This is a genomic window from Candidatus Eisenbacteria bacterium (assembly GCA_016235265.1).
In the GTDB taxonomy this organism is placed as follows: Bacteria; Eisenbacteria; RBG-16-71-46; order RBG-16-71-46; family JACRLI01; genus JACRLI01.
This window is the reverse complement of sequence record JACRLI010000024.1, coordinates 73,346-98,014: the sequence shown is the minus strand read 5'-3', so window position 1 is coordinate 98,014 and position 24,669 is coordinate 73,346. Positions and strand designations below refer to the sequence as shown.

The window sequence follows — 24,669 nt, the reverse complement described above, 5'->3', positions numbered from 1 at the left end:
TTCGCCCCGGGGTGGGTGGGCCTTCCCAGGCGCACGGCAAAATGGCGCAGATGTTCCTCTTCCGTTACACTGTGCCGCGAACCGGTTGCACGCCCCATCCCACCCCCGGAGGAGCCGAAGCATGAGCCGCAGTTCCGGCAGCATCCGCGCACGCCTGGTCACGCTGACCACGCTGGCCACGCTGGTGGGCGGCGCGGCGCTGCTCATCCTCGCGAACACGCTGGTGCTGGGCGTGCGCGCCGACACCGTCTCCGCCACGCTGCTGCTCAACGAAGGCCTGCTGCTGCTCTCCCTGACCGTGCTCCAGGCGCTGCTGGTGGGGGCCTGGGCAGGCCGGGCACTCAAGCCGCTGGCACGGCTGGCACGGCTCCTGGACTCCGAGACGCCCCCGCCCGCGGCCGTGGAATCGCCTGCGGGACATGGGGAAGCGCGCGACGCCTGGCATGCGGGCATGAGGCTGCTGCAGCGGCACGAGGCCGGCCAGCGCGCGCTGGACGAGCTGCAGCGCGTGCGCGCGGACGCGGACCGGCTGCGGGCCGCGCTCACCGCCTCCGCGAGCGTGGAAGTGCCCGGGTCGCCGGCCACCGGCGAGACCCTGGCCGCCCTGGCCCGCGCGCTGGACGAGCACCTGGGGGAGATCCAGGAGTGGCGCGGGGAGAACGCGGCCGTGGCGGTGCAGGTGGAGACCGAGGGCCGCGAGGCGGTGCTGGCCGCGCGCGACGCGGCCGCGCAGGCCGAGACCGCCTATCTCGAAGCCACCGGATTGGGCGTGGCGCTGCGCGATCTCTCGCGCGTGATCGGGGAGGTGCGGCCCATCCTGGAAGCCGAACACGCGCCCGCGGGCGCATCCGGCGCGGCCTCGGGAAGCCTCCTGGAGGTGTGCAGAATGCTGGCCGACATTGCAGATCGCCACCGGGGGTTCGCAATTCGCATCTCCCGCGAGTGGTCGCGGGGCCCGGAGGCGCCGCCGGAATTCGGGGTGGCGCTGCTGGAGGACCTGCAGGCCCACCTCGAGGGCGCCGAGCGCGTGCGTCAGCAGGCCGAGAAGAACCTGCAACAGGCGCCCGAGCGCACAGCCGAGCTGCCTGCCCCGGTGCGGGGGGCTCTCAAGAAGCTTCTCCAATCCGCCGAAATCTCAGGGGAACGATTGGTCCGGCTCACGGCTGCCGCCGAGCGGGCTTCGAGCGCCGCCCGGCGCGCGACTGCCCTCGCCGAGCGGGAGTTGCAGAGCCTGGAGGCCCTGGGAGTTCGCCTGGAAGGTGAGAGCGGCCCCATGGACTCCGCGGAAACCCTGGGGGAGTCCGATCTTGTCGTGGAGCCCGAGAGTTGAACTGACCAGCCTCTTTGCCGAGGTCCTGGACGAGCTCGCCGCCGCACTGGCTGAGCCGGCCTGCCCCCGGGGACCCGGCATGCTCCGCCTGGCGGCCGCCGACGCCGCGCTGATCGGCTTCGAGAATCTCTCCTCCGCACTCAAGTCCTACGCCCGCAGAATCGAGGGTTTCGGCACCGCGGCATCGCCGGCGCCGCCGGTGTTCGCCGCGCTGGCCGCCCTGGCGCGGGAGCTCACCGACGGCATCGAGGCGGACTTCGCCGCGGCCGCGCTGGAGCGGGCCCTGAACGAGTCGGGCTCCCTGGTGGAGGCGCCGCGGCCGGCCCCGGTGGAGCCGGCCCTTCCCGTGCTTGCCGCGCCGCCGTCCGCCCCGGTGGGGCCGATCCCTTCCGCGCCCGTCGCGCCGCCGCTCTCGGTCACCCCGCCCAGCCCGCCGCCCGCCGCGACGGGCGTGTCCCTGTTCGTGGAGACTCCCCCGGGCGGGCGCACGCTCGGCCGGGCGCCGGAGGAGGCGCTGCCGCCGCCGCCGCCCGCCACCGTGCGCATCTACCTCGAGACGCCCGGAACGGCCGAGCCGGCGGGCCCGGCGGCCGGCTCCCTCCATGGATCCCTTCCCGTGGCGCCCCCGCCGGCATCCTCCGGCGGGTTCGAGCTGCGTCCAACCGTCGGAGCGCTGCCGGTGACGCGCCGCGCGCTACTGGCGGATCCCGCGCCCGTCTCGCGCGCCCTGCTGGCGCGCATGATGCGACGCCTCGTCTGGCAGGTGGAGGAGCTTTCCGGTGCCGTGGCGGCCCTGCAGGCCCTGGTGATCGGGGTGCCGGACGTGCTCATCGTGGACGCCCACCGCCTGCCCGTCGCCCCGCGGGCGATCATGGACGAGGGAGTGGCCCGGAATGTCCCGGTGGTGTTCGTGGTGGACGAGAGCCGCCCCGAAGAGGAGCGCGCCCTGGCCCGCGCCGGCGCGGTGCTTCTGCGCCGGCCCACCGACGAAACCGCCCTGCTGCGCGTGCTGGACAACCTGCGTCCCACCGGAGGAACCGCTTGACCCGCTCCAGCGTGATCCGCGCCGACAACAGCAGCCCCCCGCGCCGGCCCCGTGTCCTGGTGGCCGACGACGATCAGCGCATCGTGGAACTCCTGCAGGTCGCGTACTCCGGCAACGGCTTCGAGGTCCTGGTCGCCTTCGACGGGGAGGAGGCCTGGGAGGTCGTCTCCCGGGGTCGCCCCGACCTCGCGGTCCTGGACGTGCGCATGCCGCGGCGCACCGGCTTCGACGTGGTGGAGGCCATGCGCGCCACGGAGGAGCTGGCCTCGGTGCCGGTGCTGCTCATCTCCGGCGCCAGCGACACCGAGATCCGCCTCTCCGGCCTGATGAAGGGTGCCGACGACTTCCTGGTCAAGCCCTTCTCGCCCAAGGAACTGCTGCTGAAGAGCCGCCGGCTCCTGGAGCGCACCGAGCTCCTGCGGGGCACCCAGCGCGTGCAGCAGGAACTGCGCGATGAGGGCACCCGCGCCCGCGCGGAGGCCGTGCGGCTGCAGGCGCGGCTGGGCCGCGAGCGCCACGTGCGCGAGGCGCTGGTGGGCCTGGCGCGCGAGCTGAACACCTCCATGGACCGCTCGCGGCTGATGAACGCATTCCTGATGTCGGTGATGGGCCAGCTCGGGGTGGGATCCGGCGCGCTGTTCGCGCAGTCGGAGGACGACCCCCAGGTGTTCGTCTCGGTGGTGTCGCTGGGCGTGAGGCAGGAGAAGCTCCGGGTGCTGCAGCCGCGCCTGACCGGCCCGCTGGCCTCCACGCTGGTGGTGGAGGGCCGCACCATGCGAGCCTCGGAGATGGAGCGCTTCCCCGACCTGGTCCGCGAGTGCGGCGCGCTCACGGCTCTGGGCACCGCGCTGCTGGCCCCGGTCACCTCCAACGGCTCGCTCCAGGGCTTCCTGGCGCTGGGCGAGCGCACCGACGGGTCCGAGTACACGCGCGAGGACGTGGAGATGCTCGATCTCCTGTGCGGCGCGGCGGCGGTGTGCTTCGAGACGGCGGGCCTGTTCCACGAGCACGAGCAGACCACGCTGGCGGCGCTGGCGGCGCTGGCCGAGGCGGTGGAGTCCAAGGACCCCGCCGGCCAGGGCCATACCTTCCGCGTGGCCGACTACGCGGTGGCCATCGCGCGGGCGCTGGACCTCTCGCCCGAGGAGGTCGAGGCCATCCGCCGCGGGGCGTTGCTCCACGACATCGGCAAGACCGCCGTGCTGGACCTGGTGCTGCACAAGCCCGGCAAGCTCTCCCCGGAGGAGATGGACACGGTGAAGGAGCACCCAGTGGTGGGCTCCAACATCCTCCGCCCGCTGCGCTTCCTGGCCGCTTCCCACGACATCGTGCGCCACCACCACGAGCGCGTGGACGGCCGGGGCTATCCCGACGGCCTGCGGGGCGACTCCTTCTGCATCGGCGCGCGGATCGTGGCCGTGGCCGACAGCTTCGATGCCCTCACCACGCACCGCCCCTACCGCGGGGCGCTCACGGTGGACGACACGCCCAAGATCCTGCTCGAGAACTCCGGGACGCAGTACGACGTGGCGGTGGTGGAGGCGCTGATCGCGGAGTTGAAGGCGGGACGGATCCGGGTGGCGCGGGAAGGGGAGAGGGCGGCGTAGGATCGTCACCCCGGCAGCAGACCCCGGCGAAAGAAGTCTCCCCACAATTCACTCCGCTATACCAAAGGCTACTTGACCACCCCCCGGCACGGGCGCAGACTCTCCATCCTATCATTCGCAAGTTCCTCCCAGGTCGGTTGTGGATACAATGCCGCCCGGGGGCCTCGCGCCTCCGGGTCGCTCATTCGGCGTGATCGGTTCCGTTCCCCCGGCCCGAGAGGCCCGTGTCATCCGACGGGGTGCCCCCCCGAATGGAGGCTCCATGCGACTCGTCCCCAGGCTCGTGCCCCTGCTGTTGCTCATTCCCGCGCTGGCGTCCGCAGCCAGCCTGGCCGTGCCCGGCGACTACGCCAGGGCCCGGCTCATCACCGCGAACGGCAGGCGTGTGGAATTGCGGGACGTGCGGGTCTCGGCGGACTCGGTGCGCTTCCAGGAGGCCTCCGGCGCGGTGGTCTCCGAGGGCCCGGGGGCGATGGATGTCGCCGGCATCCGCTTCATGGAAGTGTCCACGGGCAACAAGGCCGGGACGTACGCCCTCTACGGATTCCTCACCGGGCTCACCAGCGGGATCTCCGCCTCGCTGAGCATCTCGAACACCAACAACTCCCTGGGCAACGACAGCGACGTGAACGCCGGGCTTATCATCGGCGTCACCACGGCGCTGTGCACCGGCATCGGGGCGCTGGTGGGCATGGGGAGCACCAACTACAGCATCGCGCGCGCCGACAACAAGTGGATTGACGGTCTGGATGTGCACGCCGGGCTCCTGGAGCACGCGGGTGGTCCGCTGCTCGGGGTTCGGGTCCGCCTGGGTGGGAGGGACTAGAGGCCATGAGGAACTCATTCGTGCTTTCGCTGCTCTTCCTCCTGGGCCTGGCATCCGTCCTCGGGGGGTGCTCCCCGGCGGTGGAGTTCGTGCCCACGGCCCAGCCGCTCACGGGTCTCGAGAAGTACACCGAGCTGGAAGTGGCTCCCGTGACCATCGTGGACAGCGCCGCGATGGACATCAACGACGTCGAACTGGTGGAGATGCGCGAGCAGATCATCGAGACCCTGACCAAGAAGGGGACGTTCCCCTCCATCGTGGACTCCTCCACGTCGCCCTCCGGCGCGCTGGCGCTGCGCACCAATATCCTGTCGTTCGACAAGGGCAGCGCGCTGGCGCGGTTCCTGATCGGGGCGGGCCGCGCGAAGATGACCATGCACGTGACCCTGGCCGAGAAGGGCGGACCGGTCGTGGCGGAGACCGACCTCATGCTCACCAGGCGGGGCGGCGGATCCTCCAATCCCAAGAGGATCGCCAAGCTGATGGGTCAGCGCATCCACGACTTCATCCAGAAAGCCGGCCAGGAATGAGCCCGGGCCGGCGTCCTCCCCGGGGGCCGCGGCACCGGATCGCGGGCATCGTGTTCTCGGCGGCGGTGCTCGGCCTGGGGCTGGCCGGCGCCGGCCCCGGGCGTGCCCAGCAGATCGGCCTGCTCGGCGGCTGGAACTCCGCGTCCCTGGGGGATGGGCTGGACGGGGCCATGGCGATCACCTGCGACCTGCTGCGCAACGAGTTGGGCGGCACCTGGACGTACGGCTCGTCGCGGCGCGCCGGCCTGTTCATGGGCGCGTTCACGGAATTCCGGATCTCACCGGCGGTCGCGTTCCGCCCCGAGATCGCCTTTGCCCAGCGCGGAACCGGCTACCGGCTGGACGGATCCGGGAGCTTCGGGCAGGTGGGCTCCAAGGTCCGATTCAAGATGGACTACGTGGAGACGGCGCTGTTGTTCGCGTTCCGGGTGGCTCCGCCGAAGAGCGGCGGCTTCGCGCCGGCGGTTTTCGCGGGCCCCATGGGGGGAGTGAAGACATCGGCGAGGCTCTCGATGGACGTGCTGGGACAGTCCAGCTCCACCAAGCTCGGCGGCATGAACGCCAGCTTCTTCGGCGCGGTGGGTGGGGTCGAGCTCGCCCGGGTGGGGCCCCACGGCGGCAGCGTGTTCGTGCAGGGTCGCTACACGCTGGGGATCACGAACCTCGTGGACGATTCGTCGGTGGAATCGAAGCCCCGGGACATCGCGATCCTGCTCGGCGCGACATTCCGCATGCCGGACTAGGGTAGCCGGGCCGAGTCGCCGGAGGATTGCCGCGGGCCGGGCGCACCGGGCCACGAATACATCGGGGCGGGTCCTCTCGGACCCGCCCCGATCTGCTGCCGAGACTGCGCCTGCTGTCGTTCTACTTGAAGTTCACGGCCAGGACGGCCGAGAGGAACTTGTAGAACTTCTTGCCGACGGTGCCGTCGTCGTTCAACTTGTCGCCGCGAACAAAGTGGACCTTCACGTCCGCGCCGACCGCCATCGAACTCCCGGCGGGCACCTTGAAGCCGGCGCCCAGGTTGAAGCCCATCTGGGTGTCGGAGGTGGTGGTGTCACTGCCGGCCATCGTGACCTTGGTCCGGCCCATGTAGGCGCCCGCGCCCGCGCCAAGGTACGGCGTGAAGCCCTTGCCCGGGATGAAGTAGGTGAGCTGGCCGGTGATGGGGATCATCGAAGAGGTCGTCTTCAGGCTGGTGGCGGAACTGTCCGTCTTGCCCGTGATGAGGTATCCGGACATCACACCGATCGCCATCGACGGGCTCATCATGTAGTTCAGACCCACCAGGGCGCCCAGCGATCCGCTCGGGGAGCCGCTCTCGAGCATCTTCGAGTAGCCCGCGCCAAGCCAGTACTCCATGCCGCCCTTCTTCGCGGCGTCAGCGGCCGACGCAACGGACACGACGACCATGACCAGGAGAGCGGTGACCAGGAGAATACGCTTCATTTCAGTTGCTCCTTTCCTCTGGGTACTCCGGGCCTGGCGTCCTGCCACGGGTCGAGACCCTGGGCCCGGTGCACCGCCGCCCCGGAGGGGAGGACGGTGCCGTCCTTGTGGAATCCGCCGCGATGCATCCTGCCGGCGGTCCAACGTTACGACCGCGCCCACCGGGTGCGGTGTGCTACACCTGCCTGCTTCTCGATTCCTAGAAGTTGACCTGCGGAACCTTCTTCGCTTCTTCCGCCACCGGGTAGAAAGGCTTCTCCTTGAAGCCGAACAGGTTGGCGAAGATCATGCCCGGGAACCGCTTCACCGTGATGTTGAAGCTCTGCACCAGCTCGTTGTAGCGCCGGCGCTCCACGGCAATCCTGTTCTCGGACCCCTCCAGCTGGGCCTGGAGCGAACTGAAGTTCTCGGCCGAGCGCAGCTGGGGGTAGTTCTCCACCACCACCAGCAGCCTGCCGATGGCGGAGTCCATCTGGCGGGCTGCGTCAATCTGCTCACCGACCGGCCGGCTCGCGGCCCCGCTCATGCGGGCGCGGGCGTCGGCGATGTCCCCGAACACCTTCTGTTCCTGGCCGGCCACACCCTTCACGGTGGCGACCAGGTTGGGAATCAGGTCGTTACGCCGGAGCAGGACGCTGTTCACCTGGGCCCACTGGCCCTGGACGCTCTGATCGAGGCTGACCAAGTTGTTGTACTGGCCGAAGCCGGCCAGGACCGCGATGACGACGACAGCAAGAATGATCCAGAGCGGCAGATTCTTCAATCCGGGGCCCTCCTTCAAAGCCTTGGCAAAGATAAGGCGCGAGGGCTTGGGGTGCAATCGGAATCGGAAGGTGGAACGGCGGCGGGCTGTGGAGAAGTGGGTCGGGAGGCGGTTTGTGTAATGTGAATAGTTTCTACTTATTTCTTTCGAATGCAGCCCGTTACGCAACCTCAAGCAGCTTCTGCAGCTTCGCCGGGATGCTATTCGAGAACGGGGCGACCGCGAAGGCCTGGGCCCCCGCCGCGATCGACTGGAGGAGCAGTTCCTTGGTCGCGGTGGGTGCGCACATGAGGATGGGAACGGCCTCCAGGCTCTTCTCCTGCCGCAGAGCCCGGCAGTGCTCGAGGGCGGTGTGGTTTTCGAGCGACACCCCCAGGAGGATCGCGCGGGTGCGCCGGGGCATCCGGGCCTGCATGTAATCGCGAAGGTCCACGAACTCGGCCACTTCCGCGCCCAGGCTCTTGGCCGCTTCGCGGAGCTCGCGACGCACCCGGGGATCGAAGGCCATCACCGCCACAACCTTCGGCCTGGGTGCGGGGGTCGCCGCCGGGGCCGGCGCTCCCGCCGCCAGCTCCAGCGCCAGTTCCAGCGCGAAGCCCGCGTGGATGTCGGCGGTTCGCTCCCCGACGCAGATCGTGCAGGAGGAGACCACCGCCTCCCCTCCCAGCGCCTCCGGGTCCAGTTCCTGGATGGCCGCAAGGTCCCACTCCTCCCGGGACCACTCCAGCTGGCATTCCGGCTTGCCTACCTGGCAGCGCATGCCGGACACCACCAGGCCCAGGGCTTCGCCCAGGCTGCCGAGCACCCTGGCTCTGCCATCCGCATCCGCCCCCGCGCCGGGCTCGTGGGCCCCTGGAGCCCCCAGGGTCGGCAGGTCGGATCGCGACACACCGAGCCATGCCCGACCGAAGCCGCCCGCCCAGGTGGCCTTGACCGCAACCAGCGCCCACTCCTGGCCCATGGCCAGCCAGTCGGCCACCGGCAGGCTCTGCCAGTCCGCGGTCTGGATGCGTGCCGGGCTCCCCAGGGCCACGCTGAGCCCGCCACCCATGCGGCGCATGGCGTCGCCGAGGACCTGGTGCACCTTCTGGGGGTCAGCTTCTCGAGGCGGCTCTTCCATCGTCTCCTCGCGCATCGTGGCCAGCCCGCCTAGGCGGCGCGTTCCACCTGGGCTTCCGAGCGCCGGTAGCAATAGTGGTCCCGGGGCCCGAAGTGCTCGAAGCGCAGGTCCCCGCCCGCCGGCGACTCCGCGGCTCCCAGGAACAGGTACCCGCCGGGGTGCAGCGCGTCGTGCAGCGCCGCGAATACCCGCGGGCGCACATCCAGGCCGAAGTACATCAGGACGTTCCGGCACAGCACCACGTCGAATCCCCCGAGCGGCGGGGGCTCCAGCACCAGGTTGTGCTGGCGGAACATCACCATCTCGCGGATGGGGCGCGTCACGCGCCAGTGCCGCCCTTCCGGCTCCATGTACCGGCGCAGGCGCTCCGGGGAGAGCCCGCGGTTCACTTCCATCTGGCTGTAGACCCCGCTGTAGGCCCGTGCCACGGAGTCGCGCGACACGTCGGTGGCCAGGATCTCCAGCGAGTGGTTCGCGATCCCCGGTGCCGACTCCCGGGCCAGCATCGCCACGCTGTAGGGTTCCTGGCCGGTGGAACACGCCGCGCACCAGACCCGGATCGGGCGCGCCCGCCCCAGCCGGACGGCCAGTTCCGGGAACACGCGATCCCGCAGCGCGTCGAAGGGCCCCCGGTCGCGGAAGAAGCTGGTCTCGTGCGTGGTGACCCGGTCCAGCACGCGCTCCCGCAGCAACTCCGAGCGCGGCCCGACCAGCGCGCGCAGCAACTCGTGGCCCGTGGCCAGCCGGGCCGACTCCATGACCGGGGCCAGGCGCGCCTCGAGCAGCATGGCGCTGTCCGGGCCCAGCAGGATGCCTGCCGTGGCCCTGACGTAATCAGTGAGCAGCGAGGTTTCTTCCTCGGTGAACTTCAGGGTGCCTCCCGATTTCCCGGCGGGGCGGCCAAGTAGCTTGTTTCCAAGATTTTCGGAGCCTTCGGCGGGGAACTTGAGGGGGGCAGAAGGGCGCGGCGCCGGTGGTGCGGCTCCGCGCCCTGGACGGGGATCATGCGGCCCGGCATCCCGGGGCCGCGAGGCTATTTCTTCTTCTTGCGGGATTCCTCAGGAGGCGCGGCGGCGCGCGCGGCCGAGTCCGCGGCGGCGCGGGCCAGGGAGTCGGCGCGGGCCTTCTCGGCGGCCCGTGCGGCCAGGTACTCCGCCTCGGTGCGCGCCATCCCGGAGCGCAGGTCAAAGACGAAGGACTCCTCGCCGCCGGTCATGCTGGCCTGCTTGAGCCCCTTGAACTTGAGTTCGGCCTCCGAGAGCCACTTTGCGGGACGGGTGCTGAACGGGGTGCCCGGCTGGGCCACACGCACCGGCGGGGCGCCGGCATCGGCCTGCACCACCACCGCCCGGCTGCTGGTGACCGGACCGGCCGCACCATGGCTATACTCGAAATAGGCGACGTAACGCCCGTCCGGGGACCAAAGGATGGGAATCCCCGGCATGAGATCGTCCTTGGGAGTGAACTTGTAGCCGGTCAGCTTCCGCTTCCAGGTGTGCCCGGGATCGCCCGCGAACAGGTTGGGACCGTCGCCCTCGTCCGCGATCCAGGCCTGGGCCTTGCCGTCGGGCGAAGCCACCGGCGACCCGAAGGCCTCGGGCGGGATTCCCGCCCGCTCGCTCGGGGTGAGGCCGGCCGAAGATTTCAGGCTGCCCTTCTTCTTCGGCGCGGCGCTGGCTGCAGAGACCGCGCCGAGCGCGAGCGCCGCGGCCAGCGGGAGGGCGATGGACTGGCAAAGCAAACGGTTGCGCATGCGGCGTGAACCTCCTGGATTCCCGGAAATCATCCGCGCCGGCGCGCGGGGCGCCGGGCGGAACTCAAGTCTGCTACCACGAGCCACCGGAGCCGCCACCGCCCGTGGCTCCCCCGCCGAAGCCCCCGAATCCTCCGCCACCGCCGCCGCTGGAACCGCCGCCAAAGCCCCCGCCAAGCCCACCCCCGAATCCACCGCCCGAGTACCAGCCGCCGCGCCCGCGCCGTCCCCTGCCGACGCCGGCGAGGGACGCGAAGAACGAAAGGGCCAGCATCATCGCCAGGACGACCAGGATCTCCGCCAGGGACGTGGCGCGGCGCGTCCGCCCGCGGGCGGCCCGCTCCGGATTGCCGGTCAGCTCCACCCCGGAGCACATCGCGATCTCGGCGGCCACGGCGCGCGCGCCTGCCACCACGCCCGCGCTCATCCTCCCCTGCCGGAAGTAGCTACGCATAAGGCGTACCACGTCGTTGGTCCGGGCGTCCGGGAGGCACTCCTCCAGCCCGTAGCCGGTATTGAGGAACATCCTCCGGTCGTTGGGCGCGACCAGGAACACCAGGCCGTTGTTCTTGTCCTTCGCCCCCGGCTTCCACGTCTCGAAGATGCCGACGGCAAAGGTGTGCTCGTCGTAGTCGCCGAGGCTGGGCACCGTGACCACCGCCACCTGCGCGGTGGTCTTCTGGTCCAACTCGGTGAGCAGCGCCTCCAGGCCCTGCGCGTCCTGCGCTTCCAGGATGCCCGCGTAGTCGGACACGTAGCCGGCGGGCCGCGGGAGTTTCCGCGGGTCGGGCGTGAATTCGGCGCGGGCCGGCAGGGCCCACGCCAGCATCACGGCGAGCAGGAAGGGAAGGAGCCTGCGGTCAGGTCGCATCGTTGATGTTGCGCACCAGAGCGTCCATCGAGGCCAGGAAGTCCGCGTACAGCGCGGAGGCCGGGCGCAGGGCCCGCACGCGACGGCCCTCCTTGAGTTCCAGCGCTTCCAGCCAGGGTCCGGCGTCGAACCGGTGGCGGCGCGCCAGCGCCTCCACCAGGTCCGCCCGCTGCACCGGCGGCGTCTCGCCAGCGAGGCGCAGCAGCGCCCGCCCCAGCGGCAGGACGCTGCCCAGCGTGTGCACCACCAGGATCTGCAGGGGCTTGTCCTTGCCGTCGCACTCGAAGTAGCCCTGCCGCAGGCGGAACAGCTTGCCCCGCAGCTCGAACTCGCACTGGTGGCGCAGCCAGGCACCGGTGACCTGCATGGTCTCGAACGGGTCGGTGCCCTTCAGGCACACGTGACGCTCCTGGATGTCGAGCAGCTCCACCGCGAACACGTCGGTGGACGCGCGCAGCTCGGACTCGGAGAGCACCAGCGGCAGGATGCGGTGCTTCTTCCAGTGCCGGCGCAGCGTCGCGGCGCCGCGCGCCAGGGTCTCGGCGTCCACCTTCGGCAGCACCAGCAACAGGTTGACGTCCGAGTGGTCCTCGCGGAAATGGTCCGTCACCGCGCTGCCGTAGGCGATCAGCGAGACCAGCTCCGGGTACACCGCGGCGACGTCGTCGCGGAACTCCTCCAGCGCCCGGCGGGCGCCCTGGTGGGGGGTGCTCATAGCTTCTTCAGCCGGTAGCCGCCCGGCGTGTCCTCCACCACCACGCCCAGCTCCTTGAGCCGGTCGCGGATCTCGTCGGAGCGCTTGAAGTCGCGCGCCTTGCGCACCGTCACGCGCTCCTCGGCCAGGTTCGTCACCTCATCGGGCCAGTCTTCATCCTTCTTCGCGCGCGCCCAGAACAGGCCCAGGATGCCGCCCAGCCGCAGCAGCGTGCGTCCGGCGCGCCAGGCCTCGGCGCGGTCGTCGTCGGAGGACGAGCCCTCGAGCAGCCGGTTCACGGTGCGCGCCACGTTGAACAGCTGCCCCAGCGCCCCGGCCGAGTTCACGTCGTCGTCCATGGCCTCGAAGAAGGCCTTCTCCGCGGCCTCGGTCTCGGCCGCGAAGCGGGTGGCCGCGGGCGCGGGGGGCTCGCCGGCCTCCCAGGCGCCGGACTGCTCCAGCGCGAACTCCAGCCGCTGCAGCGCCACCTCGGCCTCGCTCAGGCGCTCGCGGCTGAACTCGATGGGGGAGCGGTAGTGCGTGCTCGAGAGGTAGAAGCGCACCACCTCGGGCCGGAACTCGGCCAGGATGTCCTCGACCAGGAAGAAGAGCTTCTCGGACTTGCTCATCTTCCGGCCGCCGAGGGTGACCAGCCCGTTCTGCGTCCAGAACCGCACGAACGGGTGCCCGGTGGCCGCCTCGGACTGCGCGATCTCGTTCTCGTGGTGCGGGAATACCAGGTCCTGACCGCCCCCGTGGATGTCGAAGGTCTCCCCGAGGTACTTCATGGACATCGCCGAGCACTCGATGTGCCAGCCCGGCCGCCCCGGGCCCCACGGGCTTTCCCACGCCGGCTCGCCGGGCTTGGAGCCCTTCCACAGCGCGAAGTCCAGCGGGCTGCGCTTGTGCTCGCCCACCTCGATGCGCGCGCCCGAGCGCATCTCGTCGATCTTCTGCCCCGAGAGCTTGCCGTAGTCGGCCTTCTTCGAGACGTCGTAGTACACGTCGCCCTCGGCCGCGTAGGCGAAACCCTTGTCCAGCAGGGACTGGATCATCGTGTGGATCTCGCGGATGTGCTTCGTGGCGCGCGGGTAGTGCGAGGCGGGCTTCACATTGAGCGCCTTCGAGGCGTCCATGTAGGCCTCGATGTTGCGCTCCGCCACCTGCGCGAACTGCAGCCCCTCGGCGTTGGCGCGGTCGATGATCTTGTCGTCCACGTCGGTGAAGTTGTAGACGTACGTGACCTCGTAGCCCAGGTGTTCCAGGTAGCGGCGGATGGTGTCGCCCGAGATGGAGGAGCGCAGATGGCCCACGTGCGGCTTGTCCTGCACGGTCATGCCGCACACGTACATGCCCGCCTTGCCGGGGGCGACCGGCTGGAATTCGCGCTTGTCGCGGGTCAGCGTGTCGTAGAGACGCAGGGCCATCAGGTAACCTCGGCGCCGGCGCGGCGCCCGCGGGTACGGAGCGCCTCCAGACAAAGCCGCTCCACCAGTTCGTCGAAGCCCAGGCCGGCCGCCTTCGCGGACATCGGCACCAGGCTGGTCTCGGTCATGCCGGGGATGGTGTTGACCTCCAGGCAGAAGGGCTCGTCGTCCGGCGTGAGCCGGAAGTCCACGCGCGGCGCGCCGGCGCAGCCCAGCGCCGCACACGCGCGCACCGAGAGCTCCTGCAGGCGTGCGCGAACCGCCTCGCTCACCGGGGCCGGGCACAGGTAGTTGGACAGGCCCTTGGTGTACTTGCACTCATAGTCGTAGATGCCGTGCGTGGGCCGGATTTCGATCACCGGGTAGGCCTCGCCGCAGATGACCGGCACCGACATCTCGCGCCCCGGGATGAAGCGCTCCACCAGCACGTCCGCGGAATAGCGGCGCGCCAGATCCACGGCCGGCGCGAGCTGGCCAAGCTCCTGGATCACCGAGAGTCCGATGGTGGAGCCCTGGTCGTTGGGCTTCACCACGATCGGCCAGCCGCCCAGCGAGGCCAGCTGCGCGTCGGTGAGCACGTCCGCGTCGCCGGGCTTCAGCCACACCCACTCCGGCGTGGGGATGCCGGCCCGCGCGAACAGCTCCTTGCTGAGCCGCTTGTCCATGGCCAGGGCGCTGGAGAGCATGCCCGAGCCGGTGTAGGGCACGCCGGCCAGGTCCAGCAGCGCCTGCAGCGTGCCGTTCTCGCCTTCGCCGCCGTGGAGCGCGATGAACACCACGTCAGTGTCCTTCACCGCGGCGGCGCCGACGATCTGCCCCGGGCGCAGCGGCTCCAGCGACGCGGACCCCGGGGCGGCCGGTCCGCCGGCTGCGGACTTCGACGCGACGGCGCCCGCCGGAGAGGCGCCCGGCCCCAGGCGCGCGTTCGCGGCGGCGGTGTCCAGCAGCGTCACGCCGTGGCCGCGGGATTCCAGGGCGCGGGCCACGCTCCCTCCCGACTTCAATGAAACTTCGCGCTCGGCGGAGTGTCCGCCGTAGAGCACGGTGATCTTCATGGGGTCTGGTCTCGCACGATGCGCGCCACGGCCATTGCGGCCAGGCCTTCCTGGCGGCCGACGAAGCCGAGGCGCTCGTTGGTGGTGGCTTTCACGGAAACCTGGTCGGGGGAGATGCCCAGTGCCTCGGCCAGGCGGCGCCGCATCTCGTCGCGGCGGGGACCGAGACTGGGACGCTCGGCGAGGAGCGTAGCATCCACGTTGCCGATCCGAAAGCCCCGCACCTGGAGCATGCGCGCGATCTCGGTCAGCAGCACCAGGCTGGAGACGTCCTTCCACTTCGGCTCGCCGGGGGGGAAGTGCACGCCGAGGTCCCCCAGGGCCGCGGCGCCCAGGAGGGCGTCGCCGATGGCGTGGGCGATGACGTCGGCGTCGGAGTAGCCTTCGAGGCCCCACTTGGAGTCGAAGCGCACGCCGCCCAGGACCAGGGGACGGCCTTCGGCGGTGGCGTGGACGTCGTAGCCGAAGCCGACTCGGTCAGTCATTGGGTTCTCCTCGCGCCAGCCACCACTCCAGCCAATCCAGATCCGCCTGTGTCGTCACCTTCAGGCACTCCCTCGCGCCGGGCACCCAGGCCACCGGCCGGTCGAGGCGCTCCACCAGGGCCACGTCGTCGGTGGCCACCACGCGGTCGCGCTCGGCGGCCGCGAGGGCCTCGCGGTAGAGGCTCGCCTGGAAGGCCTGCGGAGTCTGGGCCAGCCCCAGCTCCTGTCGCGGAATGGTGCCGCCCACCCGGGCGCCGGCCTTCTGCTTCACAGTGTCGGGACTCTCCAGCAACGGCAGCGCGGCCCCGGTCTCGCGGGCCGCCTGGAGGACCTCGGTGATCATCCTCGCGGGCACCAGCGGGCGCGCGGCGTCGTGGATCAGCAGCAGGTCGGCTCCGGCCGAGACGGCCTCCAGGCCGGCGCGCACCGAGTCCTGCCGCTCCTCGCCGCCCGGCACGGTGGCCCTGAGCTTCGGCGCGTCCACGTCCCGCAGCATGAACTGGCGCCACGGCAGGTCCTCGCCGGGCGGGCACACCAGCACGATCTCGTGCACCTCCGGGTGCGACTGGAACCGCAGCAGCGAGTGCAGCACCAGCGGCCGTCCCGCCAGAGGCGCCAGCACCTTGCTGCGCCCCTCGCCAAACCGCTCGCCGCGCCCGGCGGCCAGAAGGATCACGGAAGTCACCCGGAGAAGATACCAGAACCGGCCGGGGCGGCCTATGCGGGCCTCCACAACTCCGGGCGGGGTGCCGGGCGATGTAGTTCGCTGAGCGAACGTTGGAGGGCGCGCCACCAGAGAGGCTCCAATATTAGGCGTGCCCGACCGAGAGCGACGCGGACTACATCGCCCGGCACCCCGCCCGAAGCAGGCGACGCCGCTGCGGCCGGCCAGCCCGGCCGTGGTAGAATCGGCTCGTGACGAACCCATCCACCCGGCCCCCGCTGCGCGGCCGCGGGACCGCCATCCTGGCGCTGCTGTGTGTCTACTTCATCTGGGGCTCCACCTACCTCGCCATACGCGTCGCGCTGCGAGCCTACCCGCCCTTCCTGATGGCCGGCATCCGCCACGTGCCCGCGGGGCTGGTGCTGCTCGCGTGGCTCAAGCTGCGCGGGGCGCCGTGGCCGCGACCGGTCGAGTGGCTCGGCGCGGCAGCGATCGGGTGCCTGCTGCTGGTGGGCGGCAACGGCGGCGTGGTGTACGCGGAGCAGTGGGTGAGCTCCAGCCTCGCGGCGCTGGTGGTGGCCACCATGCCGCTGTGGATGGCGATCTTCGAAGGGCTGATGAACGGCCGCTGGCCGGCGCGCCTGGAATGGCTGGGGCTGGTGCTGGGCCTGGCCGGCGTGGCCATGCTGCAGTTCGAGGGCAACCTGCGCGCCAGTCCCGTGGGCGCGGCGGCCCTGATCTTCGCCACGCTCTCGTGGGCGTTCGGCTCCGTGTGGTCGCGGCGGCTCCGGCTGCCGCCGGCGGCGATGTCCAGCGCCGCACAGATGATCTGCGGCGGCGCCGGGCTGCTGCTGCTGGGCCTGGCCACCGGCGAGCGCCTGCCGCGCGGGCCCGTTTCGTGGGAGCCCACCATGGCCATCGCCTATCTCTCCGTGTTCGGTTCCATCGTGGCGTTCAGCGCCTACGTGTACCTGCTGCGGCGGGTGAAGCCGGCCATCGTGGGGACTTACGCGTTCGTGAACCCGGTGGTGGCGCTGGCGCTGGGGGTGGGCTTCGCGGGGGAGAGGATCGACCCGGTGGGGATCGCGGGCACGCTGGTGATCCTGACCGGCGTGGGCATCATCACGCTGCGCCGGGTGCTGGGCATGCGCGAGGCGGTGGTGACGCCGTCGCCGGAGTAGGTGCCCGCTCCCTGCGCCCCGGCAGCCTGCCGCTCGCGCGACCTCATCCTACCCTTCGCGCCCCATCAAGATCCCGCTCCGCTCCAGCGCCTCCCGAAGCGTCCCCACCGCGATCACCTTCAGCGGCGACGGCGAGGGCAGGTCGCCCGAGGAAGCCTGCGGCACGATGGCCCGCTCGAAGCCCAGCCGCGCGGCCTCGCGGATGCGCCGCTCGGGATCCAGGCAGCGGCGGAGGTCGCCGGAGAGGCCGACCTCGCCCAGAGCCAGGGTGCGCGGCGGCAGCGCCACGTCGCGCGCGCTGGAGGCCACCGCCAGTGCCACGCCCAGGTCCGCGCCGGGGTCGTCCAGGGAGAAGCCTCCGGCGGTGCTCAGGAACAGGTCGCTCCCGGGAATTCCCACGCCCGCCCGGCGCTCCAGCACCGCCAGCAGCACCGCGAGGCGGCGCGCGTCGAATCCGGACGCCACGCGCTGGGGCATGGCGAAGGAGCTGCGCGCGGTGAGCGCCTGCACCTCCACCAGCACCGGGCGCGTGCCCTGCATCGGCGCCACCACGGCGCTGCCGGGGTGCGCGGTATTCACGTCCACCAGGAACGCGCGCGCCGGGTCGTTGAGCTCCGCCAGGCCGCGCGCGCGCATCTCGAACAGGCCGATCTCCTGCGTGGACCCAAAGCGGTTCTTCACCCCGCGCAGGATGCGCAGCGCCTGGGACCGCTCGCCCTCGAGGTACAGCACCGCGTCCACCAGGTGCTCCAGCACCCGCGGGCCGGCCACCTCGCCCTCCTTGGTGACGTGCCCGATGAGCACCACCGCGCAGCCGGTGTCCTTGGCGCGCCGCAGCAGGCGCAGGCCGCACTCGCGCAGCTGCACCACGCTGCCGGGTGCGGCGGAAATGTCCGGCGCGTACACGGTCTGGATCGAATCCATGACCGCGAACTCGGGGCGCAGTTCCTCCATGGCGGACTCCACGGAGTCGAGGTCGGTCTCGGCCAGCAGCCAGATCCCACCGGGGTCCACGCCCATGCGGTCGGCGCGCATGCGGATCTGTTCCGAGGACTCCTCTCCGGACACGTACAGCACGCTGCGGCCCGCGCGCGAGAGCGCGTCGGCCACCTGCAGCAGCAGCGTGGACTTGCCGATGCCGGGATCGCCGCCAATCAGCAGCAGGGAGCCGGGCACGATGCCGCCGCCCAGCACCCGGTCCACCTCGGCGATGCCGCACGCGGCGCGGGGCTCGGCCTGCGAGGCCACGTCGGCCAGCCTGACCGGGCGGTGCACCGCGCCCGAGGCGACGCGCGCGCCGGCCCGCCGGGGCCGGGCGGCGCCGTCATCCACGGGGATTTCGGAGACGGTGTTGTACTCGCGGCAGGACGGGCACTGCCCGAACCACTTGGCGTCGTCGTGGCCGCACCGGGTGCAGACGAACGCGGTTCGTCGGGCCTGCTTCTTCATCGCTGCGGTTCTCCGGGGGATGGGGATCGGGGGCTTAAGGAACCCGGGCCCGGGCGCCTAGCCCCGGCCGATGAGGATGCCGACGGCGAACACCAGCAGGCCGCCGATCACCACCTGCAGCACGGCCGCGACCAGCGGCGTGTCCATGTAGCGGTGACGGACCCACGAGATCACCGCCAGTTCCGCCAGCACCACCGTCACCGCCACCGCGGTGGCGGTCTGGATGTGGCCGATCAGGTAGGGCAGGGTGTGGCCCACCCCGCCGATGACTGTCATGAGCCCGGTGACGACGCCGCGCGCCCACGGGCTGCCGCGGCCGGTGAGGCTGCCGTCGTCGGAGAGCGCCTCGGCGAAGCCCATGCTGATGCCCGCGCCCAGGGCGGCCGCCATGCCCACGAGAAACGTCTCGTGGCTGCTGCGCGTGGCGAACGCCGCGGCGAACAGGGGCGCCAGCGTGGACACCGACCCGTCCATCAGGCCCGCGAGCCCCGGCTGGATCACCTGCAGCAGGTACATGCGCTTCCGGGTCTGTTCCTCGGTCTCCTCCGCCCCGGACTCGCGGTGCGCGCTCTCCAGCGTCCCGGCCAGCGCGTGGTGGTGCCGCTCCTCCTCGGCGAGATCTCCCAGGAGCTGTCGCACGCCGGCGTCGCGAGCCTGCCGCAGGGCGGTTTCGTACACGCGCTTGGTCTCCAGCTCCATCAGCGCCACCTGGCGGCGCACCGCGGGCAGGCCCAGCGGACGCACCCGCCACAGCGCCGTGCGCTGCACGAAGCCCTTGACGTCCTGGCGGCGGATCAGCGGGATGTGCTCGCCGAACTTTTCGCGGTGGAGCTCGATGAGCCGGTGGCGGTGCCGGTCCTCCTCGGCGCGCATCTCTCCCAGGATCTTCGCGGTGGCGGGGTAGTTCGCCTGCAGGCCCTCGGCGAAGTCGTCGTAGATGCGGGAGTCCTCCTCCTCGAGCGAGATCGCCAGCGCCAGGATCTCCTGTTCGCTCAGGCTTTTGAACGTGCGCATGGTCAGAACAGGCTCACCTTGAGGTACTTCCCGGGGTGCGCCTTGATGTCCTTCACCAGCTCGTCGAGGTCCTTGGCGGCACGGTGCATCTCGTCGTAGAGCGCGTGGTCCTTCGACATCCTGCCCAGCGTGCCCTCGCCGCGATCCAGGCGCTCGGCGGCGCCGCGCAGCTTCACCGAAGTGGACTCGAAGTTGGCGGCGATGCGCTCCAGCTTCTCGCTGGCGGAGCTGAACCGGTCGATGGAGCCCTCCAGCGTGCGGCCGCGGGTGTCGGTGGCATGGCGCAGCGAGGCGGCGGCGGCGCGGAAGTCCTCCAGGCTCTGCTTCAGCGGCTCGCGGTTCTCCTCGAAGATGTGGTTCATCTCGCTGGTGGCGCGGTCGGCGTTCTCGATCGCGCGGCGGAACGAGCCGGCGGCGTGCAGGTCGTCCATGACGCGCTTGAGCGAGATCAGCAGGCTGTCCACGGTCTCGATGGTGGGGCCGATCTTGCCCATCACCTCGGGGATGCCGCTGGAGAACCGCCCGGGGAAGATCGAGTCCGTCGGCCACGGCCGGGTGGGGTCGCCCAGGTCCACCGCGATGATGCGCTCGCCCATCAGGCCCTGGCTCACGATGGTCACGGTGGAGCCGTGGTAGATCACCACGTCCTTGCGCACCCGCAGCCGCGCCACCACCGTCCCACCCTGCAGGTAGATCTCGCTCACCGAGCCCTTGCGCACGCCGTTCACCAGCACCGGGTCGCCGTTGGCCAGTCCGCCCACGTGGGGGAAGCCCACCTTCCACTCGGTCATGCGCCCGTGGGCGCGGTACTCCTTGAGGAACACCACCCCCGCGGTGAGCACCACCGCGGCGAGGATCACCATCACGCCGACTTTCAGCTCGTTGCTGGACGCCATCGCTACGCCCTCTCCCTGCACGCGCTCACAGCGCCGCCAGCGGGCCCTCGGAGGAGCCCTCGATGAACTGCTGCACCACCGGGATGTCCGCGTCCCGCGTCTCCTGCGGCGTGCCGGTGAATATGATCCGCCCCTGGTGCAGCATGGCCACCCGGTCGGCGATGAAGTACGCGCTGTGCATGTCGTGGGTGACCGTGACCGAGGTGACGCCGGTCTCGTCCAGCTTGCGGATGAGCCGGTTGATGGAATCCGACATCACCGGGTCCAGCCCGGTGGTCGGCTCGTCGTAGAGTATGTACGCGGGTTCGGTGGCCAGCGCGCGGGCCAGCCCCACCCTCCTGCGCATCCCGCCGGAGAGATCCGCCGGCTTCAGATGCTCCACGCCGCTCATCCCCACCATCGCGAGCTTCTCCGTCACGCGCCTGCCGATCTCCTCCCTGGAGATGCCGCCGTGCTCCGAGAGCGCCAGGCCCACGTTCTCCCCCACGGTCAGCGAGTCGAACAGGGCCGCGCCCTGAAAAAGGTAGCCGAAGCGCCGCCGCGTCGCCATCAGCTCCGGCCCGCGCAGCGCGCCGAGATCCTGGCCGTCCACGATCACCTGGCCCTCGTCGGGGCGCATCAGGCCGATGATGTGCTTGAGGAGCACGCTCTTGCCGGTGCCGCTCTGGCCGATGATCACCAGCGACTCCCCGTCGTTGATGGTGAGGTCCACGCCGTCCAGCACCCGGTTGGGGCCGAAGCGCTTTCGCAGGCCGCGGACCTCGATCACCTCGACGTCCTCACACGCCCGTGATGGGGAAGAGGAAGGTGGTGAGGAAGTAGTCGCCCACCAGCACGCACACGCACGAAGTGACCACCGCCAGCGTGGTGGCCCGCCCCACGCCCTCGGCGCCGCCCTTCGCGGCCATGCCGAAATGGCAGCCATTGATCGCCATGAACATCCCGAAGACCGCGGCCTTCTCCAGCCCGGCCACCACGTCGCGCACCTGGAAGATGCGCCGCAGGCCCACCACGAAGGTGTGCGCGTTCACGTCCAGCAGCACGTTGGAGACCAGGAATCCGCCGCTGATGGCCAGGGCGTCGGCGAAGATCACCATCACCGGCAGCATTACCACCGCGGCGACGAGGCGCGGCATCACCAGGTAGCGCGCGGGCGGGATGCCCATGGCCTCGAGCGCGTCAATCTGCTCGGTGACGCGCATGGTGCCCAGCTCGGCGGCCATGGCCGCGGCGATGCGGCCCGCCACCACCAGCGAGGTGAGCACCGGGCCCAGCTCCACCACCACGTTCTTGCCGATCACCGAGCCCAGGTAGCGGATGGGCACCCAGCCCTGGAACTGGTAGGCCGCCTGCCACGCGGCCACCGCGCCGGTGAACACCGAGATGAGCACCACCAGCGGCATGGATTCCACGCCGAGGCGGACCATCTGCTCGATCACCAGGCGGCGCGAGCGGTGGACGGCCGGCAGGGCGCGGAGGGCCCCGCCCACCATCTTCGCCATCCGGCCGATCTCCTCCACCACGAAGATGGTGTGATCGGCGAGGGTGAAGAACCGTGGGTAACGCTCCGGCATCGTGGAGATGCTGTCGGGCATACCCGGAAAGCGTTCGTCCATCGGCGGCTAGGATAGCACACCCCTGCCCTCGCCTGCCCTCCCGGCGGCGGCGACCCGGGTGCACCTCTCACGGCCCGCTCGGCGCGCCTTCCTGGCGCGCCTCGCTGCGGCTGCTCCCTCCTTCGCCATCGTGGCTACGTCGGTCGCAGACGCACCGTGAGAGGTGCACCCGGGTCGCCGCCGCCGCGAGGGCCTTGCAGGGGCGTGGCGCCAGCCGCCGCCAATGGTCTCCATTGGCACTGTGGTGACTCTTGCATCCCGGCCGGTTCGGCGTAGGCTTGGGAGCATACGGTTCCAACAACCCAACCAGGGAGGCATGCATGGCCGCCATCTCTCTGATCGTGAACGGGCAGTCCCGGAACGTGGACGTGGCCGCGGACACTCCATTGCTGTGGGTGTTGCGCGACACGCTATGCCTTACCGGCACGAAGTTCGGCTGCGGCATCGGGGCGTGTGGCGCCTGCACGGTGCTGTTGGACGGGGTGCCGGTCCGCTCCTGCTCCACGTCGGTTTCCGAGGTCGCCGGGAAGAGCGTGACCACCATCGAGGGGCTCTCGCCCGACGGGAGTCACCCGCTCCAGGTGGCGTGGCGGGCCGACGAAGTGTCTCAGTGCGGTTACTGCCAGCCGGGCCAGCTCCTGTCCGCCGCGGCGCTGCTGGCGCACAATCCCCATCCCACCGACGACGACATTGATGCCGCCATGAGCGGCCACCTGTGCCGCTGCGGCTGCTACCAGCGGATCCGCTCGGCGATTCACCACGCGGCGGGGGAGGTGGCGAAATGACCACCCGGCGCGACTTCCTGAAGGTGGTCACGGTGGCGGGCGCGGGGCTCGTCGTGGGGACCTACCTGCCCTGGCGCGGCGCGCACGAGGTGTACGCCGCCGACGGGAGCTTCGAGCCCAACGCGTGGTTGCGCGTGGCTCCGGACGGAATCGTGACCATCGTGGTCGCGAAGTCGGAGATGGGCCAGGGCGCGCGCACTGCGCTGCCGATGCTGGTGGCCGAAGACCTCGAGGCCGACTGGACCAGGGTGCGCATCGAGCCCGCACCGTTGGACAAGCGCTACGGCCAGCAGGGCACCGGCGGCAGCATGAGCGTGCGGCTGGGGTGGAGGAACCTTCGCTCGGCGGGCGCGGCGGCGCGCGAGATGCTGGTGGGGGCGGCGGCGGCGACGTGGAAGGTGAAGCCGTCCGAGTGCCGCGCCGAGAACGGAACGGTGCACCACCCGGCGTCGGGCCGAAAGCTGGGTTACGGCGAGCTGGCCCCGGAGGCCGCGAAGCAGCCGCTGCCCAGGGACCCTGCGCTCAAAGCGAAGAGTGAATTCAAGCTCCTCGGCCGCGGCCTGCACCGCCTGGACACCCCGGAGAAGCTCGACGGCCGCGCCGTGTACGGCATTGACGTGCGCCGCCCGGGCATGCGCTTCGCCGCGCTGGCGCGCTGCCCGGTGTTCGGCGGCAAGGCCGTGTCCTTCGACGCCACCCTGGCGAAGGCCGTGCCCGGCGTGCGCGACGTGGTGCGTGCGGGAGATGCGGTGGCGGTGGTGGCCGACACCACCTGGGCGGCATTCAAGGGCCGCGAGGCCCTGAGTGTCACCTGGGACGAGGGCCCCAACGCGGAGCTTTCCAGCGCCGGCATTCGCGCGACCCTCCTGGATCTCGCGGGCCAGCCGGGCGCCGCGTGGAAGCCCAAGGGCGACGTGGCCGCAGCCCTCGCGGGCGGCGCGAAAAAGGTGGAGGCGGTCTACGAGATGCCCTACCTGGCGCACGCCACCATGGAGCCCATGAACTGCACCGCCGACGTGCGCGCCGACCACTGCGAAGTGTGGGCCCCGACACAGTGGCCTTCGGCCATCCTGCAGGCGGCGATCGCGATCACCGGGCTTCCGGAATCGGCCATCAAGATCCACATCACGCTGCTCGGAGGAGGCTTCGGGCGGCGCGCCGGCTGGGACTTCCCGACCGAGGCCATCCTGGTGTCGAAGATAGTCGGCGCTCCGGTCCAGGTGGTGTGGACGCGCGAGGACGACATGCAGCACGACGGCTATCGCCCCGCGTCCGCGCACCGCATGGTGGGCGCCTTGGATGCCGCCGGCAAGCCGGTGGCCTGGCTGCACCGCATGGCGGCGCCGTCCATCAGCTACCAGATGGATCCCAACGAGGTGAAGAACGGCCTCGACGAGGACGCCGCCGAGTCGTGCGCGCACAGTTACGGGATCCCGAACATGCGCATCGAGTTCGCGCACGCGAAGATCCCGGTGCCGGTGGGCTACTGGCGCTCCGTGTACAACTCGCAGACGGCGGTGGCCAACGAGTGTTTCATGGACGAGCTGGCGCACGCTGCGGGCGCAGACCCGTTCGACTTCCGCCGCCGGCTGCTCTCGGACGCGCCGCGCGTGAAGCGGGTGCTGGAGCTGGCCGCGGAAAAGTCCGGCTGGGGCACGCCGCTGCCCGCGGGGCGGGGGCGCGGCATCGCGGTGCACTCCTGCTTCGGCAGCCACGTGGCCGAGGTGGTGGAGGCGTCCGTGGGCGACGGCGGCGCGGTGAAAGTCTACCGCGTGGTGTGCGCCATCGACTGCGGCTGGATCGTGAACCCCGACACCATCGAGGCGCAGATGCAGGGCGGGAGCATCTACGGCCTCACCGCGGCGCTGACCGGCGAGATCACGCTGGAGAAGGGCCGCGTGCAGCAGAACAGCTTCACGGACTACGAGGTGATGGGCATCGCGGAGGCGCCGAAGTTCGAGGTGTACATCGTTAACGGCCCCGAGGACCCCGGCGGCGTGGGAGAGCCCGGCCTGCCGCCCGCGGCTCCCGCGCTGCTCAACGCGATCTTCGCGGCGACGGGGAAGCGGGTGAGGAGGTTGCCGGTGAGGCGGGTGGTGTAGGCGGCGC

General features: G+C 70.9%; 25 protein-coding genes. 9 read left to right on the top strand and 16 right to left on the bottom strand.

Annotation, left to right across the window (positions count from 1 at the left end; translation table 11 throughout):
- Positions 1 to 121: 121 nt before the first annotated feature.
- The 6 genes from HZB25_13640 (at position 122) to HZB25_13615 (ending at position 6,081) form a co-directional block, all read left to right on the top strand.
- Positions 122 to 1,330 carry a hypothetical protein gene (locus tag HZB25_13640; protein ID MBI5838277.1) on the top strand — a complete coding sequence of 403 codons (1,209 nt, stop codon included), beginning with the start codon at positions 122 to 124 and terminating at the stop codon, positions 1,328 to 1,330.
- Positions 1,308 to 2,375, top strand: coding sequence for a response regulator (locus HZB25_13635; protein MBI5838276.1), 1,068 nt, complete (start codon positions 1,308 to 1,310; stop codon positions 2,373 to 2,375). Before HZB25_13640 ends, HZB25_13635 begins: the two co-directional genes overlap by 23 nt.
- Positions 2,372 to 3,982, top strand: coding sequence for a response regulator (locus HZB25_13630; protein ID MBI5838275.1), 1,611 nt, complete (start codon positions 2,372 to 2,374; stop codon positions 3,980 to 3,982). Before HZB25_13635 ends, HZB25_13630 begins: the two co-directional genes overlap by 4 nt.
- 262 nt (positions 3,983 to 4,244) lie before the next feature.
- Complete coding sequence (locus HZB25_13625; GenBank protein ID MBI5838274.1) at positions 4,245 to 4,808, top strand: hypothetical protein; 564 nt, start codon at positions 4,245 to 4,247, stop codon at positions 4,806 to 4,808.
- 5 nt (positions 4,809 to 4,813) lie between these two features.
- Complete coding sequence (locus HZB25_13620; GenBank protein MBI5838273.1) at positions 4,814 to 5,338, top strand: DUF4410 domain-containing protein; 525 nt, start codon at positions 4,814 to 4,816, stop codon at positions 5,336 to 5,338.
- The gene (locus HZB25_13615; GenBank protein MBI5838272.1) at positions 5,335 to 6,081 is read left to right on the top strand and encodes a PorT family protein; all 747 of its coding nucleotides are present in this window, start codon (positions 5,335 to 5,337) and stop codon (positions 6,079 to 6,081) included. Before HZB25_13620 ends, HZB25_13615 begins: the two co-directional genes overlap by 4 nt.
- Positions 6,082 to 6,202: 121 nt before the next feature.
- Here the strand turns inward: HZB25_13615 and HZB25_13610 are convergent, their stop codons facing one another.
- From HZB25_13610 to ispD, 11 genes are all read right to left on the bottom strand, one after another.
- Positions 6,203 to 6,787 (bottom strand): outer membrane beta-barrel protein, encoded by a 585-nt coding sequence (locus tag HZB25_13610; protein ID MBI5838271.1) that lies wholly within the window; start codon positions 6,785 to 6,787, stop codon positions 6,203 to 6,205.
- A gap of 199 nt (positions 6,788 to 6,986) precedes the next feature.
- Positions 6,987 to 7,550: a LemA family protein gene (locus tag HZB25_13605; protein MBI5838270.1), complete on the bottom strand. Its 564-nt coding sequence runs from the start codon at positions 7,548 to 7,550 to the stop codon at positions 6,987 to 6,989.
- 160 nt (positions 7,551 to 7,710) lie between these two features.
- Entirely contained in the window at positions 7,711 to 8,634 is a 924-nt protein-coding gene (locus tag HZB25_13600; GenBank protein MBI5838269.1) for a hypothetical protein, read from the bottom strand.
- Positions 8,635 to 8,699: 65 nt separating this feature from the next.
- Complete coding sequence (locus HZB25_13595) at positions 8,700 to 9,458, bottom strand: protein-glutamate O-methyltransferase CheR (protein ID MBI5838268.1); 759 nt, start codon at positions 9,456 to 9,458, stop codon at positions 8,700 to 8,702.
- Positions 9,459 to 9,703: 245 nt separating this feature from the next.
- Positions 9,704 to 10,423 carry a hypothetical protein gene (locus HZB25_13590; protein MBI5838267.1) on the bottom strand — a complete coding sequence of 240 codons (720 nt, stop codon included), beginning with the start codon at positions 10,421 to 10,423 and terminating at the stop codon, positions 9,704 to 9,706.
- A 73-nt stretch (positions 10,424 to 10,496) separates the two neighbouring features.
- A complete protein-coding gene (locus tag HZB25_13585) occupies positions 10,497 to 11,294 on the bottom strand; it encodes a TPM domain-containing protein (protein ID MBI5838266.1) in 798 nt (265 codons plus the stop codon).
- The gene (locus HZB25_13580; protein ID MBI5838265.1) at positions 11,284 to 12,009 is read right to left on the bottom strand and encodes a nucleotidyltransferase domain-containing protein; all 726 of its coding nucleotides are present in this window, start codon (positions 12,007 to 12,009) and stop codon (positions 11,284 to 11,286) included. Before HZB25_13580 ends, HZB25_13585 begins: the two co-directional genes overlap by 11 nt.
- A complete protein-coding gene (locus HZB25_13575) occupies positions 12,006 to 13,415 on the bottom strand; it encodes a cysteine--tRNA ligase (protein MBI5838264.1) in 1,410 nt (469 codons plus the stop codon). The genes HZB25_13580 and HZB25_13575 overlap by 4 nt, the downstream gene beginning before the upstream one ends.
- On the bottom strand, positions 13,415 to 14,470 hold the full coding sequence (locus tag HZB25_13570) for a D-alanine--D-alanine ligase (protein MBI5838263.1): 1,056 nt from the start codon (positions 14,468 to 14,470) through the stop codon (positions 13,415 to 13,417). The genes HZB25_13575 and HZB25_13570 overlap by 1 nt, the downstream gene beginning before the upstream one ends.
- Complete coding sequence (locus HZB25_13565) at positions 14,467 to 14,955, bottom strand: 2-C-methyl-D-erythritol 2,4-cyclodiphosphate synthase (protein ID MBI5838262.1); 489 nt, start codon at positions 14,953 to 14,955, stop codon at positions 14,467 to 14,469. The genes HZB25_13570 and HZB25_13565 overlap by 4 nt, the downstream gene beginning before the upstream one ends.
- The gene (gene ispD, locus HZB25_13560) at positions 14,948 to 15,631 is read right to left on the bottom strand and encodes a 2-C-methyl-D-erythritol 4-phosphate cytidylyltransferase (GenBank protein ID MBI5838261.1); all 684 of its coding nucleotides are present in this window, start codon (positions 15,629 to 15,631) and stop codon (positions 14,948 to 14,950) included. The genes HZB25_13565 and ispD overlap by 8 nt, the downstream gene beginning before the upstream one ends.
- A gap of 266 nt (positions 15,632 to 15,897) precedes the next feature.
- Between ispD and yedA the strand changes: the two genes are divergently transcribed.
- Positions 15,898 to 16,800, top strand: coding sequence for a drug/metabolite exporter YedA (yedA, locus tag HZB25_13555; GenBank protein MBI5838260.1), 903 nt, complete (start codon positions 15,898 to 15,900; stop codon positions 16,798 to 16,800).
- 48 nt (positions 16,801 to 16,848) lie between these two features.
- Here the strand turns inward: yedA and radA are convergent, their stop codons facing one another.
- The 5 genes from radA to HZB25_13530 are packed head-to-tail and all read right to left on the bottom strand — an operon-like array spanning position 16,849 to position 21,652.
- Complete coding sequence (gene radA / locus HZB25_13550) at positions 16,849 to 18,249, bottom strand: DNA repair protein RadA (protein MBI5838259.1); 1,401 nt, start codon at positions 18,247 to 18,249, stop codon at positions 16,849 to 16,851.
- 57 nt (positions 18,250 to 18,306) lie between these two features.
- The gene (locus HZB25_13545) at positions 18,307 to 19,263 is read right to left on the bottom strand and encodes a rubrerythrin (protein MBI5838258.1); all 957 of its coding nucleotides are present in this window, start codon (positions 19,261 to 19,263) and stop codon (positions 18,307 to 18,309) included.
- Positions 19,264 to 19,265: 2 nt separating this feature from the next.
- The gene (locus tag HZB25_13540; GenBank protein ID MBI5838257.1) at positions 19,266 to 20,159 is read right to left on the bottom strand and encodes an MCE family protein; all 894 of its coding nucleotides are present in this window, start codon (positions 20,157 to 20,159) and stop codon (positions 19,266 to 19,268) included.
- A 25-nt stretch (positions 20,160 to 20,184) separates the two neighbouring features.
- Positions 20,185 to 20,928 (bottom strand): ABC transporter ATP-binding protein, encoded by a 744-nt coding sequence (locus tag HZB25_13535; GenBank protein MBI5838256.1) that lies wholly within the window; start codon positions 20,926 to 20,928, stop codon positions 20,185 to 20,187.
- 10 nt (positions 20,929 to 20,938) lie between these two features.
- Positions 20,939 to 21,652: an ABC transporter permease gene (locus tag HZB25_13530; protein ID MBI5838255.1), complete on the bottom strand. Its 714-nt coding sequence runs from the start codon at positions 21,650 to 21,652 to the stop codon at positions 20,939 to 20,941.
- A 443-nt stretch (positions 21,653 to 22,095) separates the two neighbouring features.
- Here HZB25_13530 and HZB25_13525 point away from each other — a divergent pair, with 443 nt between their 5' ends.
- A complete protein-coding gene (locus tag HZB25_13525; GenBank protein ID MBI5838254.1) occupies positions 22,096 to 22,560 on the top strand; it encodes a (2Fe-2S)-binding protein in 465 nt (154 codons plus the stop codon).
- On the top strand, positions 22,557 to 24,662 hold the full coding sequence (locus HZB25_13520; protein ID MBI5838253.1) for a xanthine dehydrogenase family protein molybdopterin-binding subunit: 2,106 nt from the start codon (positions 22,557 to 22,559) through the stop codon (positions 24,660 to 24,662). Before HZB25_13525 ends, HZB25_13520 begins: the two co-directional genes overlap by 4 nt.
- Positions 24,663 to 24,669: the final 7 nt, after the last annotated feature.